Here is a 17,062-nt window from a genome sequence, read left to right as displayed (position 1 = left end):
AACGGGCCGTTCGGGTGACCGTCACGATTCGACGGTTGAAACTGACGCCGGATTCAACTATACATGAGGGGAGACGTGGATCACTGTCAGCGCGTAGGTATGACGCAAGCGAGAGGAATCGCTCATGAAGGTTGCCCAGAAGGTAGCAATTGTCACCGGTGGCGGCGGGGGGATCGGCGGTGCGCTGGCCGAGCGACTGGCTGCCGAGGGCGCTCGCGTCGTAGTGGCCGACCTCGACGGAGCGGCGGCGTCAGCGGTAGCCGAGGCGATCAACGCGGAGCATCCCGGAGCGGTCGTGTCCGCGGGTGGCGACGTCTCCGACGAGACGGTCATTGCAGGCCTGATCGCGCAGGCGGAGAAGGAATTCGGCCCGGTCGACCTCTACTTCGCCAATGCCGGCGTCACCGGAGGCATGGGCCTCGACATCAGTGAGGACGTCTGGGACACGACGATCGACGTCAACGTTCGCGCCCACATCCGTGCCGCCAGGCTCCTCGTCCCCGGTTGGACCGAGCGCGGGGAAGGCTACTTCATCAGCACTGCCTCTGCTGCCGGCTTGCTCAGTCAGGTCGGGTCCGCCGCGTACTCGGTGACCAAACATGCCGCGGTCGCGTTTGCCGAGTGGCTATCGATCACCTACGGAGATCAGGGCGTTCGCGTCAGTTGCCTGTGTCCGATGGGCGTCAACACCAAGCTTCTCTACGAAGGCGAAAACTCCGGCGATCCGGTCGGCAAGGCAGCAACCGGAGCCGTGCTTGCTGCCGGCAACGTTCTCGAGCCTGCTGAATGCGCCGAAATCGTTCTTGCCGCAGTAGATGCCGAGGAATTCCTCATCCTTCCGCACAAGAACGTGCTGGACATGTACCGGCAGAAGGGCGCCGACTACGACCGTTGGCTGCGCGGGATGCGCCGGTACCAGGCGTCGCTCCTTGCGGGAACGCGATGACCGAGGAACTCGTCCTCTCCGAGCAGAGAGGAGCGGTGCTGGTCCTGACATTCAATCGGCCCCGCGTCCTCAACGCGTGGACCAACGAGCTCGAAGATCAGTATTACGACCTTTTGGCCGCAGGAGACGAAGATCCCAGTGTCCGAGCAATTGTTGTCACCGGCTCCGGCCGAGGATTCTGCTCGGGGGCTGACCTCGGTAATCTGAAGAACGTCGGCGAAGTTTCCGAAAGTGATCTGGTCCGACCGCGAGACCGTGATTTCCCGACCACCATTCGCAAGCCGCTGATCGCTGCCGTCAACGGCGTCGCCGCAGGGCTCGGAATGGTCGAGGCTCTATACTGCGACATTCGTTTCGGTTCGAGCGCAGCACGATTCACCACCGCGTTCGCGCGTCGAGGCCTCATTGCGGAGTACGGCATCTCTTGGATGTTGCCCCGATTGGTCGGTCACAGTCGAGCAGTCGATCTTCTGCTTTCCAGCCGGATGGTGGATGCCGACGAGGCGTACCGCCTCGGTTTGATCGACCACCTGGTCACCGGCGGTGACGTTCTGGATGCGGCGATTGCTTACGCCGAGGACATCGCGGCCAACTGCTCGCCGACGTCCCTCTCCGTCATCAAATCTCAGATGAGTGCCGACGCGCACTCGACCTTCACCGATTCCGCCAGGCGTGCGGAATCATTGATGCTGAATGCATTTCACGGCCCGGATGTCGTCGAGGGCGTCAACAGCCATCTCGAACATCGAGCCCCCAATTTTCCTTCCCTCTCTGTCAGGAGTTCACATGTCAGTGTTTGAGTTCTCGGATCGCACCAAGAAGTACCAGGCCGAACTGCTCGATTTCATGGACAAGCACGTTTACCCGGCCGAAGCGGTCTACGAAGAGCAGATGCGTGAGTCCGGTAACCCGCACTTCCAGCCGCCGATCATCGACGACTTGAAGAAGGAAGCCAAGGCGCGCGGGCTGTGGAACCTGTTTCACCCGCATCCCGAATGGGGCCCCGGCCTGACCAACCTGGAATACGCACCGCTCGCGGAGATCATGGGCCGCAGCCACCTGGCTTCCGAAGCCACCAACTGCGCCGCTCCGGACACGGGAAACATGGAGGTGCTCACGCTCTTCGGCACCGACGAGCACAAGGAGAAGTACCTCAAGCCGCTTCTCGAAGGCGAAATCCGTTCTGCTTTCGCGATGACCGAGCCCGAGGTTGCCAGCTCCGACGCCACCAACATCCAGCTTCGTATGGACCGCGACGGCGACGAGTACGTACTGAACGGCCGTAAGTGGTTCGCTTCCAACGCTTTGCACCAGAACTGCAAGGTTCTGATCGTCATGGGCAAGACCGACTTCAATGCCGCCACCCACCGTCAGCAGTCGATGATGGTCGTTCCGATCGATGCTCCCGGCGTCACGATCCTGCGCAACCTGCCGGTCTTCGGCTACCAGGACCGCGAAGGACACGGCGAGATCACTTTCGAGGACGTGCGTGTCCCGGCCAAGGACATTCTCGCCGGCGAGGGCGAAGGATTCGCGATCAGCCAGGCCCGCCTCGGCCCCGGCCGCATCCACCACTGCATGCGTGCAATCGGAATGGCCGAGCGCGCACTGGAACTGATGTGCAAGCGCGCATCCACCCGCATCACCTTCGGAAAGCCAGTCAGTGACAACGCGAATATCCAGGACTGGATCGCCGAAGCTCGTATCGACATCGAGATGGTTCGACTCCTCACGCTCAAGGCCGCACACATGATGGACACGGTGGGCAACAAGGAAGCGCGCACCGAGATCGCAGCCATCAAGGTTGCGGCGCCCAACATCGCGCTCAAGATCATCGACCGCGCCATCCAGGTTCACGGCGGCGGCGGCGTCACGGACGACTTCCCGCTCGCGATGGCTTACGCCCACATGCGCACCCTTCGCCTGGCTGACGGCCCGGACGAGGTGCACAAGCGCGCCATCGCGAAGCAGGAACTGCGCAAGTACCGCGAAGTCAAGGCGAACTGACATGGCAGGACTGGATCTCACAGGTAAGACGGCAATCGTCACAGGCGCATCGCGGGGCATCGGCCTCGCGACCGCGCAGGCGATTGCGGCGGCGGGCGGAAACGTCGTACTGACTTCGCGCTCGCAGGAATCCGCAGATGCGGCTGCCGCACAGGTGTTGGGCAACGCGATCGGCGTCGGCGCTCACGCGACGGACGAGGATGCTGCCCGCAAGTGCGTCGAGCAGACGATCGAGCGTTTCGGCAGTCTCGACATCTTGGTGAACAACGCGGGCACCAACCCGTCGTTCGGGCCGATCATCAACCAGGATCACTCGCGCTTCGCCAAGACCTTCGACGTCAACGTGTGGGCTCCAGTCCTGTGGACAGGCCTGGCAGCGCGGGCCTGGATGGGCGAGCACGGTGGTTCCGTGGTCAACACCGCCTCGATCGGCGGCATGGCGTTCGAGGCCGGGATCGGTACGTACAACGCGTCGAAGGCTGCTCTGATCCACATCACCAAGCAGTTGGCGCTCGAACTGTCACCGAAGATCCGTGTCAACGCGGTCGCTCCAGGAGTGGTGAGAACCAAACTCGCCGAAGCTCTGTGGAAGGAACATGAAGATGCGGTGTCGGCGTCGACCGCTCTCGGACGCATCGGTGAACCCGAGGACGTGGCCGCTGCCATTGCCTTCCTGGTTTCCGATGCAGCCCAGTGGATCACCGGCGAGATCATGACCATCGACGGTGGCCAGTTGTTGGGCGACGCACTCCCGTTCCGGCAAGGGGCGTCCGTCGGTGGCTAGCGTCAAAGTAGTGGGACTCGATACCGAGGCGGTTACCGGGTGGATAGCAGGCCTGGGGATCGACTTCACCGGGCCGCTGTCCTTCGATCGAATCGGCCTGGGGCAGTCGAATCTCACGTACCTGGTGCGTGATGAGGCTGGCAATCGCTGGGTTCTACGACGCCCACCGCTCGGTCACCTTCTGGCCTCGGCTCACGACGTGGCGCGTGAGGCTCGAATCCTGAGCGCTCTCGAATCCACGGATGTGCCTTCGCCGCGGGTATTCGGGTTGACCGAGGATCCGGCCGTCACCGAAGTTCCGCTGCTTCTCATGGAATTCGTGGACGGCGAAGTGGTGGACCGGATGCCTCTTGCGGAGGCGTTGTCGGAAGAGCGTCGCCGGGCAATCGGAATCTCGCTGGCTCAGACGCTGGCGAAGATTCACGCCGTGGATCTGAAGCAGGCAGGTCTCGGCGACTTGGCAAGCCACAAGCCCTACGCTGCGCGGCAGCTGAAGCGTTGGGGTGGGCAGTGGGAACAGTCGAAGACGCGGGAATGTCCTGATCTGGACGATCTCACCCGACGACTCATTGCGGCTCAGCCGGATCACACGGAAACCACGTTGGTGCACGGCGACTTTCACCTACGCAATGTGATCACCTCCGCTGAGAACGGCGAAGTTGTCGCGGCCCTCGACTGGGAACTGTGCACTCTCGGTGATCCGTTGGCGGATGTCGGAAGCTTGTTGGCGTACTGGCCGGCGGCCGGTGAGAATACCGGCGGCGATTTTCCGGCGTCGGCGCTCCCCGGATTCCCTTCGCGAGAGGAGATCTCCCGGATCTACCTCGAGGCCACCGGACGGGATCCTGCTGCGCTGAAGTTCTGGCACACGTTGGGACTGTGGAAGATCGCCGTGATCGCCGAGGGCGTGATGCGTCGCGCCCGCGACGAACCTCAGAATGCCGCCGAGAGCGGAACTCCCACCGTGGAACGTATTGACGCCTTGGTCGCCAAAGCCAGGGAAATTGCAGATCAGGCCGGGATCTGACGAGATCGTCCGGTGTCCGTCGAATCACGAAAATTATGGAGGGCCAGTGAGCCAGGAACGTAGAACCGCAATTGTCACGGGTGCAGCACGCGGAATCGGTGCGGCAGTGGCGAAGCGACTGTCGGAAGACGGTTTTGCCGTCGCCGTGCTCGACCTCGACGAAGCGGCGTGTGCCGGAACCGTCGATGCGATCAAGGCTGCAGGCGGCCAGGGCTTGGCCGTCGGCGCTGACGTCTCCGACGAGTCTTCGGTCGCTGCAGCGGTGGATCGTGTCGCGGCAGAACTGGGTGCACCTACCGTGCTGATCAACAATGCCGGAATCACACGCGACAACCTTCTGTTCAAGATGAGCGTCGCCGAGTGGGATTCGGTGATGAACGTCCACCTGCGTGGAGCGTTCCTCATGTCGCGTGCGGTGCAGAAGTACATGGTGGAAGCGAAGTTCGGCCGCATCGTGAACCTCTCGAGCACGTCCGCGCTCGGTAATCGCGGACAGGTCAACTACTCCGCAGCGAAGGCCGGCATGCAGGGATTCACCAAGACATTGGCCTTCGAATTGGGCAAGTTCGGCGTCACCGCCAACGCCATTGCTCCCGGTTTCATCGAAACCGAGATGACCGCCGCAACGGCAGAGCGAATGGGAGTCGGCTTCGAGGACTTCAAGACCGCTGCCGCTTCGCAGATTCCGGTCAACCGTGTCGGTCAGCCCGAGGACATCGCGCACACCGCGTCGTTCTTCGTCAGTGAAGGCGCAGGCTTCGTTTCCGGTCAGGTCGTCTACGTTGCCGGTGGACCCAAGGACTGACCGTCCGCTCACCGCTCGAACCGAAGGAATGGGCATGGCTTTCGACGAAGAGGCAGTATCGCGTGACCTCACCGACAAGGTGAACACGCTTCTCGCGGAGAACGATCCGAACGGTGTGTCGGTATCGGATTTCCTCGGCGCACGATTCGACGCCGGACTGGCGTGGGTTCATTTCCCCGAAGGTCATGGGGGACTCGGTGTACCGCAGAGCTTTCAGCGGCAGGTGAACGCTCAGCTGGAGGCTGCCGGTGCACCCGGCCCGGCCACCGGCAAGAACGGGATCGGACTGGGCATGGCAGCACCGACCATCGCTGCCTTCGGTACCGAGGAGCAGAAGCAGAAGTTCCTGCGCCCGTTGTGGACTGCGGAGACGGTTTACTGCCAGCTGTTCAGTGAACCGGGCGCAGGTTCGGACCTCGCGGCCGTCTCCACCCGCGCTGTCCGCGACGGCGACGACTGGATAGTCAACGGGCAGAAGGTGTGGACGTCGGGCGCGCAGAACGCGCAGCTGGCGATTCTCGTGGCCAGAACCGATCCGTCACGCTCGAAGCACGCGGGTCTGAGCTACTTCATCTGCGACATGACCGACCCGGGCGTCGACGTCCGGCCGCTCCGTCAGATCACCGGCGAGGCCGAATTCAACGAGGTATTCCTCACGGACGTCAGGATTCCGGACGCCAATCGCCTCGGAGCCGAAGGCCAAGGGTGGAAGGTTGCGACCACCACCCTGAACAACGAGCGTGTTGCCATCGGTTCGGGCGCGCCGCGTGAGGGCGGCATGATCGGAAAAGTCGCACAAGCCTGGCGCGACGAGCCCGAGCTGCGTAACCCGGCGATGCATGACGAGTTGATGCGGCTCTGGACCGAATCCGAAGTCGCGCGTCTGACCGGTGAGCGACTGCGCCAGCAGCTCGCCGCCGGACAGCCCGGCCCCGAAGGCTCGGGAATGAAGCTCGCGTTTGCCGGTTTGGCCCAGCAGATTTCGGGTTTCGACCTCGAGTTGCACGGCGAAGCCGGTCTGCGTTACGACGACTGGACGCTGCGTCGACCGGATTCCGTCGACTTCACCGGGCGTGAACCCGGATACCGGTACCTGCGAGCCAAGGGCAATTCGATCGAGGGCGGAACGTCGGAGATCCTGCGCAACGTCATCGCAGAACGTGTACTCGGCTTGCCACCCGAGCATCGCGTCGACAAGGACATCGCCTGGAAGGACCTACCCCGATGAGCGCAGATCTGCTGTACTCCGAGACCGAACAAGATCTGCGAGCCAGCGTCAGACGACTGCTGAGCGAGCGGGCCGGCGCCGACACCGTGGTCACGGCGTACGACGACGTGTCCGCCGACTTCACCGGGCTGTGGAAGTCGCTGGCGTCGGAACTCGGTTTGGCGGGACTGCTGGTACCCGAGGAACTGGGCGGGGCTGGTGCGTCGACGCGTGAGGCGGCGGTCGTGATGGAGGAGATCGGACGTGCGGTCGCTCCCGTTCCGTTCTTCACCAGCGCGGTGCTGGCGACGACGGCGTTGCTGAAGGCCGGCGAGACCGAGGTGCTCGGTCAATTGGCAGCGGGGGATTCGACGGCTGCTCTGGTCGTCCCGTTGTCCACTGCACCAGGAACTTTCACACCTACTGTCGAGGTAACGGCGAGTGGACTCGTCGGCAGCGTCACGACGGTTGCCGGCGTCGCCGAGTCCGATGTTCTTGTTGTTCCGGTTGCCGGTGAGAGCGGCCTGGAGCTGCACACCGTTCGGATCGCCGACGCTACCGTCACGCCGGTTCTGTCCCTGGACATGACGCGCCGATTGGCGGACGTCGAGTTCTCGGGGTCGTCGTCGGTCCGGGTCGACAGCGGCAATGCGGCGCAGGCGGTTGAGGAAGCGTTGCTCTGCGGAAGCGCACTTCTGGCGTCCGAACAGTTCGCTGTGGCTCAGTGGTGCCTCGAAACGACTCTCGCGTATGTGAAGGAGCGCAAGCAGTTCGGCCGCGCGATCGGTTCGTACCAGGCGATCAAGCACCGCCTCGCCGATCTCTGGCTCGAAGTCAGTTCTTCGGGTGCGGCAGCACGATACGCGGCGGACACCTATGCACGCGGCGACGACGATGCGGGGATCGCAGCGACGGTGGCCCAGGCATTCTGCAGCGGCGTCGCTGTTCACGCTGCCGAGGAATGCGTCCAACTCCACGGTGGTATCGGAATGACGTGGGAGTATCCGGCGCACCTGTACCTCAAGCGGGCGAAGAGCGATCAGTTGTCGCTGGGAACCGCGTATCAGCATCGGGCACGTCTCGCCGAGTTGGTCGACCTCCCGATCTCGTCCTGAATTTCACCCACTATCTGTCTGGAGAATTGCTGTGAAGGCTTGGCGCGTCAACGAACTCGGTCAACCCCGCGATGTGCTCGCGTTGGAGGAGACCGCGGATCCCACCCCTAATGCGACGGAGATGTTGGTCAAGGTGCTGGCGGCTCCGGCCAACTTCCCCGACGTCCTCATGTGCCGGGGTGAGTACCAGATCAAGCCGCCGCTGCCCTTCACCCCCGGCGTCGAACTGTGTGGTGAAGTGGTCTCGGTCGGTGAATCGGTGACCAAGTTCGCGGTGGGGGACCGGGTGATCGGTAACCCGAGTCTGCCGTCCGGCGGATTCGCCGAGTACTCGGTACTGGATCAGAACAACACGTTCCCGGCGCCGTCGGCTCTCGACGACGCGGAAGCATCCGCTCTGAGCATCGGCTATCAGACAGCGTGGTTCGCTCTGCATCGTCGCACCCAACTGCTCGAGGGTGAGACGTTGTTGGTCCACGCCGCTGCGGGTGGTGTCGGTAGTGCGGCAGTGCAACTCGGCAAGGCGGCAGGCGCCAAGGTGATCGGTGTCGTCGGCGGCCCGGACAAGGCAGAGTACGCGCGCAAGCTGGGCGCAGACCTCGTGGTCGACCGTCACAGTGAGGACTTTGTGGCAGCGGTCAAGGAGTTCACCGGTGGTAAGGGCGCCGATGTCGTCTTCGATCCGGTCGGCGGTGACGCATACGCGAAGTCCACGAAGTGCATCGCCTTCGAGGGACGGATCGTCATCATCGGTTTCGCGGGTGGGACGATTCCGCAGCCGGCACTCAATCATGCTCTCATCAAGAACTATTCGATCATCGGTCTGCACTGGGGGCTGTACAAGGCCTACAACCAGCAGGCCATCGACGATTGCCACGTCGAGCTCACCAGGCTCGCCGATGCCGGTCTGGTCAAACCCCTGATCAGTGAGCGGCTGTCGTTGACGGACGTGGCCGACGGTATCGGCCGCCTCGGCGACGGCACCACTGTCGGTCGTGTCGTGTTCCAGCCCTGATCCTCTGCTGTGCGCCTTTATTGACCCCGGCGGTTAATAAAGGCGCACAGCACTTCGTGTTCGACGAAAGGTTTCCCCGATGAGGCAAGCTGTCATCGTTTCCACCGCCCGTACCCCGATCGGTAAGGCGTACCGCGGCGCGTTCAACAACACTCAGGCTCAAGAGCTTGCTGCACATGCCATTTCGAATGCAGTTCAGCGCGCGGGCCTCGAGGGCGGCGAGGTCGAGGACGTCATTCTCGGCGCCGCGTTGCAGCAGGGATCTTCCGGCGGCAACGTCGCACGGCAAGCGGTGCTGCGGGCGGGGCTTCCGGACTCGGTTTCAGGAATGACGATCGATCGCCAGTGCTCGTCCGGGCTCATGGCCATCGCGACCGCAGCAAAGCAGATCGTGGACGACGGAATGCAGATCGCGGTCGGCGGCGGAGTCGAATCGATCTCGTTGGTCCAGAACGATCATATGAACAACTTCCGCGCGGCTGATCCGTGGCTGAAGGAAAACAAGCCGTCGATCTACATGCCGATGCTGCACACGGCCGAGATCGTCGCCGAGCGCTACGGAGTGACCCGCGAGCAGCAGGACGAGTTCGCGCTCGTCTCGCAGCAGCGGACCGCAGCAGCTCAGAACGCAGGTCGGTTCGATCTCGAAATCGTCCCGCTGCCCTCGATCAAGCAGGTGCAGGACAAGGAGACGGGTGAGATCCGCAGCGAGTCCGTGACGCTGACCCGGGACGAAGGCAACCGCCCTTCCACCACGTTGGAAGGGCTGTCGAGTCTGCGACCGGTTCTGGCCGACGGGACTGTCAGTGCGCATTCCTCCATCACTGCGGGCAACTCGTCTCAGCTCTCCGACGGCGCTTCGGCGTCGGTGCTGATGGAGGCAGGCGAGGCGGAACGCCGTGGGTTGGTTCCTCTCGGTATCTACCGTGGCATGGCTGTCGCGGGTTGCGCTCCCGACGAGATGGGCATCGGACCGGTGTTCGCGATTCCCCGTCTGCTGGATCTTCACGGACTGAAGGTCGACGACATCGATCTCTGGGAACTCAACGAGGCCTTCGCCTCTCAGGCCCTGTACTGCCGCGACAAGCTCGGGATCGATCCCGAGAAGTACAACGTCGACGGCGGCGGTATCTCCGTCGGCCATCCGTACGGAATGACGGGTGCTCGTCTGGTCGGCCATGCTCTTCTTGAAGGAAAACGGCGCGGAGCCAAGCTCGTGGTGGTGACCATGTGCATCGGCGGCGGCATGGGTGCTGCCGGGCTTTTCGAGGTCGCATGAGCTTGATCGAGGGACTGTTCGACGTCAGTGGCAAGACCGTTGTGGTCACCGGTGGATCACGCGGCATCGGATACATGATCGCTCGTGGATTTGTCGAAGGCGGAGCGACGGTCGTCATTTCGGCCCGAAAAGCCGAAGCCTGTGACGAAGCCGCGCGAGAGCTTTCGGAGTTCGGCACCTGCATCTCGCATCCGGCCGATCTGTCCACGGACGAGGGGATCGAGAGCCTCGCTGCGAAGGTCGCCGAGATTTCGCCGACGCTCGACGTACTGGTCAACAACGCCGGTGCCACGTGGGGAGCTCCCGTCGACGATTTTCCGGCTGCCGGCTTCGACAAGATTTTCGACATCAATGTCAAGGCAATCTTCCTCTTGACACAGAAGCTGTTGCCGCAGTTGCGTTCTGCGGCCACTGCGGAAGATCCCGCGCGCGTGATCAATATCGGATCGATCGACGGACTCGTGGTGTCGGGTTCGGAGAACTTCTCGTACGGAGCCAGTAAGGCTGCGGTGCACATGTTGACGCGCAAGCTCGCGGCAACGCTTGCGGGGGAACAGATCACGGTCAATGCCATTGCGCCGGGCCCGTTCCCGTCGAAGATGATGGCATTCCTCCTCGAGGACGAGCAGAGTGCAAAGGCTGTGGCGGACTCGGTCCCGTTGGGCCGGGTCGGAACTCCCCAGGATGCTGCAGGTCTTGCCATCTTCCTTGCTTCACGTGCCGGGGCTTACCTGACCGGCGCGGTGATTCCACTCGACGGCGGTGCGAGCGGAGCGCGCTGACCTACTGATTGATCTCCTCTGTCCGAAAAGGCCTGAAAGTCCGAACTGCTATGACTTTCAGGCCTTTTCGTGCCTTTGTCTGATTGGGTTATCTGTGACTGCGGTTGCTAAATTGTCCGAGGTTCGGGGGGAACGACGACGACAACACCAACAATCCCGGCCTTGGGGGAGTCATGTTTCGCGCGGGGAGATCGTTGGGGGTGTTCGGGGTAGTTGCTGCTTTGGCGACTGCTGCAGTCACGGCGGTGGCTTCGCCGGCGACGGCAGCTCCGGGATGCGTCGGAGTGAGTGGTGTCGGCAGTAGCGGAGGGCCGGCCAATGCGGCGCCGTGGCTCAACGGCAACACCGGAGGGTTGCCGGGCCTGTCCGGGCGTACTACCGCGATCGAAAAAGTTACCGGGACATACAGTCTCAACAAGACGGTCGATCGCTTCAATGTTCTGGGCACGGATCTGGGCATCATGTGGGACAACGGTGCCGGTCAGATTCTGACCGCTTTCGGTGACACCACCGGGCTCAGTCGCAACCCCGCCTGCGACGGTTTGGTGGGCGAGTGGCGAAGCAATGTACTCTTCCGCAGCTCGGATCGGGTGCTGGCCGACGGTATGCGCATCGACAGTGCGCCGATGGACGGCGCCGGTCAGGCAAGCGAGGTCATCGCCGGTCTGAAGGTTCCGGGCGTCGAGGCGTCCAGTATCCCCACCAGCGGCATTGCGATGAACGGTGTGCAGTATCTGAGCTACATGTCGGTGCGTAGCTGGGGCGAGGCCGGGCAGTGGAGCACGAACTACTCACAGATTGCCACTTCCTCGGACAACGGCGAAACGTGGACCACGCATCCGGAAACGCTGCGCCCCAACATCGGTGGTGTTCTTCCCGCCGGTGTCGGTCCTGTTGCCGGTAGTGAGAACTTTCAGATGAGCTCGATGGTGAAGGACGGCGGGTTCGTCTACAACTACGGAACCCCCGCGGGACGATCCGGCGAGGTTCGACTTTCTCGCGTGCGCGAGGATTCGATCCTCGATCTTTCCGCCTACGAGTACTGGAACGGAAACGGCTGGATCCGCGCCGATCCCGCTGCGGCCGTACCCGTCATGGACGGCCGCATCGGTGAGGTCTCCGTTCAGTACAACGAGTTCCTCGGCAAGTTCGTCGCGATGTACGCCGACGCGTTCAGTTCGATCGTGATGCGAACCGCTCCCAGTCCGGTCGGTCCGTGGACGGCACCGGAAACACTGGTCAATCTGGTCGAGGTTCCCGGTATCTACGCTGCATACATCCACCCGTGGTCCAGTGGTTCGGATCTGTATTTCCTTGCCACCACGTGGGCCGACTACAACGTCATGTTGATGCGTACGACGCTCGTTCGCTGATCCGACTCACGCTTGCGTTTGCTGGAGATACACGATCTCCTCGGTGATCGGCGCGTCGTCGTCGGCTTCTGTCGGCGGTTCTTGTCGCCGTCGCCACCAGATGGTGAACAGGACGGCTCCGATCACCAAGGCAGCCAGAGCGATTACCGCCACCCAGAATTTCGGGCCGTAGTATCCGACAAGGACCATGCGCATGGCGTTGCGCGCCCACGTGAGTGGCATCAGAGCGTGCAGCCACTGCAGCACCGTCGGCATCTGTTCGATGGGGTACACCGCGCCGAAGGCGAAGATCTGAATCATCAAGGCACCCAAAGCGATGAAGGTTCCGTTGACGGCTCCGAACACAACGGTGAAGAGCCTGCCCGAGCTGACCGCGGCGGCACCCACCAGGATCATCACTGCGATCATCGCCAGAACACTAGGTGGTTCGACGTTTGCCACGGTCAGTGACACCACCGACAACACGAGCGCCGCGACCAAGGTGACCAGGGCGGGAATGCGGTAGCGGCGCAGCCCCTCACGCACCACGCTGGTGTGCGAGTTCAGTGAACGTCCGCGTCGTGGACGGACGACGAACCACGTGAGAATTCCGCACAGGAACAGTGCCACCGAGATCACGGCAGGGACGGCTCCCGGCCCGAAACCGGCTGCGGGATAGTTGTTCCGCGCATCGACGGCAACCGGGGAAGAGAGCAGATTGGCCGTGGTGGCGCGCTCGTCGTCCGAGAACTGCGGCACCTGGGCGGCACCGTCGGACAAACCGGTGGCGAGTTCCGCGCTACCCGCGTCGAGCTCGCCGACGCCCGCCGCGAGCTGGCCGAGGCCGTCACGGAGCGCAATACTTCCGGTATCCAACTGCCCGAGGCCGGTGGAGAGTTCCTGAGTGCCGGTGGCGAGTTGGCCTGCGCCGTCGGACAGTTGGCCTAGCCCCGTGTTGAGTTCACCCGCACCGGCCGCCGCGGCAAGAAGCCCGCCACGGTAGTCGCTGCTCGGATCGGTGAGCTGCCGCGAGATCTCCCGCGCACCGTCGCGAAGCTGACCGAGCTGACCGATCACGTCGTCGTCCGACGGTTGCGCGGTCAGGGAGGCCCGCAGTCCACCCAGGGCCTCGACGAGTCCGGCGGAGACCGGATCGGCCGAGTTTCGAAGCATCGACGTGAGGGCGTCGATCTGACCGACGACGGCGTCCGAGGACCCCGCGAGGTCGAGTACCGGGGTGGTGACCATGTCGACCACTTCGCTGATCTGACGGGCTCCAGCGCCGAGTTCGTCGGTTCCCCCGACCAACTGGTTGAGTCCGCTGCTCAGCTCGCCCGAGCCTGCAGCAGCTTCGTTCGCTCCAGCAGCCAGCTCGCTGGCTCCGGCGGCCAGCTCCTTGCCGCCCTGATTTGCTTCGCCCATGCCGGTGGCGAGTTCCTTGCTTCCGGCGTAGAGCTCGTTGGTTCCGGCAAGCGCTTCGGAGGATCCGTCGGACAGCTGTTGCGCGCCAGCGGCTGCTTCACCGAATCCTGTTCCGAGTTCACCCAACCCGACCAGCACCTGGTCGATGGACTGCTCGCCGATCGACTCGGAGACCGCCGAGCGCACCTGAGCGATGATGCTTTCACCGACCGGGCCGGCGACCAGACTGTTGTAATCGTTGTACAAGACGTCGAGTTCGGCCTTGCGGCCCGAACCCGATGCGGCACTGGCCACATCCGCGCTGAAAGTCTTCGGAATGACGACCGAGAAGTAAAAGGTGCCGTCGTTGACGCCGTCGGCGGCTTCCTGTTCCGAGACGACCTTCCATGCAACGTCTCCGCTCTCGACGAGCGCGGCAACAACTTCATCGCCGGCTTGCAGACGTGTTCCGTCGAGTTCTGTGCCGGCATCGGCGTTGACGATGGCGACGGGCAAGCGGTTGACCGTGTCGCCCGGATCCCACAGTGCCCACATGTAGAACGCCGCAATCGACAGCGGTGCGATGACGAGGACAGCGAGAACCGTCCGGATGATGTGCGTACGTCGCGTCGTGGCCGCGTTGTCGACTACGGGTTGTGGCGCCATGTGGAGCTCTCTTCTCGTGGACCGAAGCAGTTGTGGCACGAAAGGAAGCCACCAAAACTGCTGGACATACGTCCAGCTCGGTCACGATACAAAGCTAACGGCCATCCTGTGACCGTTTTCGAAGAATTGGGCGTTATCGGCCGCCGTGCTCTGCCTCGATCTTTGCCCACTCCCACCCTCGGAAGTTGGCCAGACGAAGTTCCTCTGCTTCGTCGAAGGTGTACCACTCGGTGCTCGGCGCATCAGGGAGAGTGCCGCGCAAGTATTCGCCCAGGTAGTGAAGTGGGCCTTCCCAGCCGGTTCCGACGCCGTAGCAGCCGGTGTCCGGGTCGTTGCGGAAGACATCGGCTACGGAGGCGTGCTCCAACTCGAGCCAGGTGGTGTCTAGGCCGTCGGCAGTCAGCCGGATCTCGACCTGATCGCTGTATCCACGATCGCCGGGCGGTGTCCACTGCAGTCGCAGCAGGTGTGGGGCGTCGCAGGCCAGGATCTCGCCACTTGCCTGGCCTTCGAAGGCGTAAGAGCCGCCTACCTGGAAGTCTCCGCTCACCGGGAGGAAGAAGCGGTTGACGCGGTCAGGGTTTGTGATGGCGTCCCAGACGTCGTCGACCGACGCGTTGTAGCGGCGCTTGAGTACGGCAGTTCGAGCCGAACCTTCTGCGATGTCGCGGTTACCCATGCTCCGCTCCACCGCGGTGAGGCTGGTGTCCTGGTTCGCGATCTCGGTCATTGTGAGTCTCCTTCGTCGGAAGAATTCGATTGTGAAGATTTGCTCCGCTTCGAGCCGCGTCGTTTCCCGCGTGCGAGTTCTGTGGCCAATGCGTCGAGAGGGCCGCTCCAGAACTGCCGGAATCCGTCGAGCCATTGGTCCACTTCTTGCAATGGCGCGGGCTCGACGGCATAGAGACGCCTGGTGCCTTCGCAGCGGACGGTGGCGAATCCGTTTTCTCGGAGTACTCGCAGGTGTCCGGACGCGGTCGGTTGCGAGATTCCGAACTCCGCTGCCACGACTTCGGCGATCTGCCCCGCCGAGCGCTCGCCGCCGGACAGGAGTTCCATGATTCGTCGCCGCACTGGGTCTCCGAGAACGTCGAATGCATGCACCAGTCATTTATATCGGCAATGGCCAATATAGGCAAGCGCCGAAACTTGTCCCCGGACTAGGTCAGTCCGAGAGCGCGAACTCGTCGGCGTCGAAAAGTTCGCCGATCAGCCCGCCGAGATGGCGTCGATGTTCGGCTGACAGCGTCGCTGCCGCCTCGGCATCGTGGTCTGCGCACAGCTTGATCAGCCTGTTGTGATGATCGACGGAGTCCTGGCTCCCGAGGAGGCTCGAGAACTTGCGGTAGTAGATGCGGTGAATTTGTGGGTGAACCTGGTGAATCAGCTTCTTCAACAGCGGATTTGCCGCAGCATCGATGATGACGCTGTGTAGGCGATCGTCTGCGGTCAGGGCTCGGCCTATGTCGTTTTGCTTGACGGCAGCGGCGAAGTCTTTGTTGGCGGAGCGCATCGCCCCAATCATCTCGTCGGTGAGGTTCGGTACAGCGGTGACGACGGCCAGTTGGTCGAGAGCTTCGATGACTGCGAGTGTTGCCTCGACGTCGCCGCGGTCGAGGGTGGTGATGCGCGTGTACGCACCGGGTTTCGCTTCCACGAGTCCGGTGTCGACCAGCCTTGCGAGCGCTTCGCGGACCGGAGTTCTGCTCAGTCCCAGATACTCGGCGAGTTCGCTGTCCTTGATCTTCGAGCCCGGCGCCAGTTCACCGGTGACGATCGCCTCGCGAATGCGTTCGAGAGCGATGTCGCTCATTCGTGCTCGCTCAACCGGTTTACCGCCACGCAACATACTGGATATCGTACTCGGCAGCCTCCCTACTGCAGGCAGCCCGAAACGACCATCGAAGGGTGTCTCCGGGCATCCGCAACCCGCCGGAGCAGAGCGCGGGCGAGAATTGTTGCCGGATCGATGATCTGACAGGTTGTGGCGTCGGCGGGCAGTCCGAGCGGAATCTCGGTGCATCCGGCCACGACGACCTGCGCGCCCGCTTCGACGAGAAGATCAGCGGCCCTGACGAGCTTGTCGGTGGTCTCGTCTCCGACGTTGCCGCTCTTGATTGCTCGGATCGCCGGCATCACCAGTTCGTCCTGGATCGCAGGTCCTGGCACCAGGACGTCGATCGAGTATTCCGACAGCCATTGTTGATACAACCCGGTGCGGACCGTCCCCGTGGTGGCCAATAGTCCGACGGATGTGACGGCGGGTGAGAGCGTCCGGATGTGCCGAGCGACTTCGTCGATCATGTGGACTACGGGAAGTCCCAGTTGGGACGAGATGGCGGGCAGGAAGGCGTGGGCGGTATTGCATGGGATGGCGAGCGTCGTCGCGCCCGACTCTCGGAGAACGCGCGCACCGCGGATCAGCCACGGAGTGGGGTCAGGGCCGTTCTCGGTGAGTGCCAATGTCCGGTCGGGAACGGTGGGATCGGCCCAGATGACAACTTTGGGGTGCTCCTGATCCGTCGAACCTGGTGTCAGCGCAACGAGTTTGGAGTAGAAGTCAGCAGTAGCGGCGGGCCCCATGCCTCCGAGTATTCCGATGACAGGTTCGCTCATGGCCGCCGGAGAGTTGGCGCTCTGCACCTTCATGTTGCAATCCAACCTTTCGCATCCAAT

General features: G+C 62.9%; 17 protein-coding genes. 12 read left to right on the top strand and 5 right to left on the bottom strand.

The annotated features are described in order from the left end of the window. The first annotated feature begins 124 nt into the window (after positions 1-124). The 12 genes from R4P65_RS07420 to R4P65_RS07365 all read left to right on the top strand — a co-directional run bounded on the left by R4P65_RS07420 (position 125) and on the right by R4P65_RS07365 (position 12,340). Positions 125-946 carry an SDR family oxidoreductase gene (locus tag R4P65_RS07420; protein ID WP_317826011.1) on the top strand — a complete coding sequence of 274 codons (822 nt, stop codon included), beginning with the start codon at positions 125-127 and terminating at the stop codon, positions 944-946. After that, complete coding sequence (locus tag R4P65_RS07415; RefSeq protein ID WP_317826010.1) at positions 943-1,746, top strand: enoyl-CoA hydratase-related protein; 804 nt, start codon at positions 943-945, stop codon at positions 1,744-1,746. The genes R4P65_RS07420 and R4P65_RS07415 overlap by 4 nt, the downstream gene beginning before the upstream one ends. Then, positions 1,733-2,953 (top strand): acyl-CoA dehydrogenase family protein, encoded by a 1,221-nt coding sequence (locus tag R4P65_RS07410; RefSeq protein WP_019745701.1) that lies wholly within the window; start codon positions 1,733-1,735, stop codon positions 2,951-2,953. Before R4P65_RS07415 ends, R4P65_RS07410 begins: the two co-directional genes overlap by 14 nt. A gap of 1 nt (position 2,954) precedes the next feature. Continuing rightward, a complete protein-coding gene (locus R4P65_RS07405; protein ID WP_317826009.1) occupies positions 2,955-3,737 on the top strand; it encodes an SDR family oxidoreductase in 783 nt (260 codons plus the stop codon). Beyond that, positions 3,730-4,764 carry a phosphotransferase family protein gene (locus R4P65_RS07400; protein WP_317826008.1) on the top strand — a complete coding sequence of 345 codons (1,035 nt, stop codon included), beginning with the start codon at positions 3,730-3,732 and terminating at the stop codon, positions 4,762-4,764. The genes R4P65_RS07405 and R4P65_RS07400 overlap by 8 nt, the downstream gene beginning before the upstream one ends. 46 nt (positions 4,765-4,810) lie before the next feature. Then, positions 4,811-5,569: a 3-oxoacyl-ACP reductase FabG gene (gene fabG, locus R4P65_RS07395; protein ID WP_317826007.1), complete on the top strand. Its 759-nt coding sequence runs from the start codon at positions 4,811-4,813 to the stop codon at positions 5,567-5,569. Between the two features lie 34 nt (positions 5,570-5,603). Then, positions 5,604-6,797, top strand: coding sequence for an acyl-CoA dehydrogenase family protein (locus R4P65_RS07390; protein WP_317826006.1), 1,194 nt, complete (start codon positions 5,604-5,606; stop codon positions 6,795-6,797). Next, a complete protein-coding gene (locus R4P65_RS07385; RefSeq protein WP_317826005.1) occupies positions 6,794-7,891 on the top strand; it encodes an acyl-CoA dehydrogenase family protein in 1,098 nt (365 codons plus the stop codon). Before R4P65_RS07390 ends, R4P65_RS07385 begins: the two co-directional genes overlap by 4 nt. A 31-nt stretch (positions 7,892-7,922) precedes the next feature. Next, positions 7,923-8,906 carry an NADPH:quinone oxidoreductase family protein gene (locus R4P65_RS07380; RefSeq protein WP_003943088.1) on the top strand — a complete coding sequence of 328 codons (984 nt, stop codon included), beginning with the start codon at positions 7,923-7,925 and terminating at the stop codon, positions 8,904-8,906. A gap of 79 nt (positions 8,907-8,985) precedes the next feature. Beyond that, positions 8,986-10,185 (top strand): acetyl-CoA C-acyltransferase, encoded by a 1,200-nt coding sequence (locus R4P65_RS07375; RefSeq protein WP_317826004.1) that lies wholly within the window; start codon positions 8,986-8,988, stop codon positions 10,183-10,185. Continuing rightward, complete coding sequence (locus tag R4P65_RS07370; protein ID WP_020909426.1) at positions 10,182-10,967, top strand: RhlG family 3-oxoacyl-ACP reductase; 786 nt, start codon at positions 10,182-10,184, stop codon at positions 10,965-10,967. Before R4P65_RS07375 ends, R4P65_RS07370 begins: the two co-directional genes overlap by 4 nt. 173 nt (positions 10,968-11,140) lie before the next feature. Continuing rightward, a complete protein-coding gene (locus R4P65_RS07365; RefSeq protein WP_317826003.1) occupies positions 11,141-12,340 on the top strand; it encodes a DUF4185 domain-containing protein in 1,200 nt (399 codons plus the stop codon). A gap of 6 nt (positions 12,341-12,346) precedes the next feature. Here the strand turns inward: R4P65_RS07365 and R4P65_RS07360 are convergent, their stop codons facing one another. The 5 genes from R4P65_RS07360 to R4P65_RS07340 form a co-directional block, all read right to left on the bottom strand. Further along, positions 12,347-14,386 (bottom strand): YhgE/Pip domain-containing protein, encoded by a 2,040-nt coding sequence (locus R4P65_RS07360; protein ID WP_317826002.1) that lies wholly within the window; start codon positions 14,384-14,386, stop codon positions 12,347-12,349. Between the two features lie 133 nt (positions 14,387-14,519). Further along, entirely contained in the window at positions 14,520-15,116 is a 597-nt protein-coding gene (locus R4P65_RS07355; protein ID WP_317826001.1) for an SRPBCC domain-containing protein, read from the bottom strand. Further along, the gene (locus R4P65_RS07350) at positions 15,113-15,490 is read right to left on the bottom strand and encodes a metalloregulator ArsR/SmtB family transcription factor (protein ID WP_317826000.1); all 378 of its coding nucleotides are present in this window, start codon (positions 15,488-15,490) and stop codon (positions 15,113-15,115) included. Before R4P65_RS07350 ends, R4P65_RS07355 begins: the two co-directional genes overlap by 4 nt. A gap of 61 nt (positions 15,491-15,551) precedes the next feature. Then, a complete protein-coding gene (locus R4P65_RS07345) occupies positions 15,552-16,235 on the bottom strand; it encodes a GntR family transcriptional regulator (protein ID WP_317825999.1) in 684 nt (227 codons plus the stop codon). A 26-nt stretch (positions 16,236-16,261) separates the two neighbouring features. After that, complete coding sequence (locus R4P65_RS07340; protein WP_317825998.1) at positions 16,262-17,035, bottom strand: aspartate/glutamate racemase family protein; 774 nt, start codon at positions 17,033-17,035, stop codon at positions 16,262-16,264. Positions 17,036-17,062 lie beyond the last annotated feature (27 nt).

It is taken from the genome of Rhodococcus sp. IEGM 1318, from assembly GCF_033142465.1.
GTDB classification, from domain to species: domain Bacteria; phylum Actinomycetota; class Actinomycetes; order Mycobacteriales; family Mycobacteriaceae; genus Rhodococcus_F; species Rhodococcus_F qingshengii_B.
This window is presented reverse-complemented; position numbering and strand designations above follow the sequence as displayed.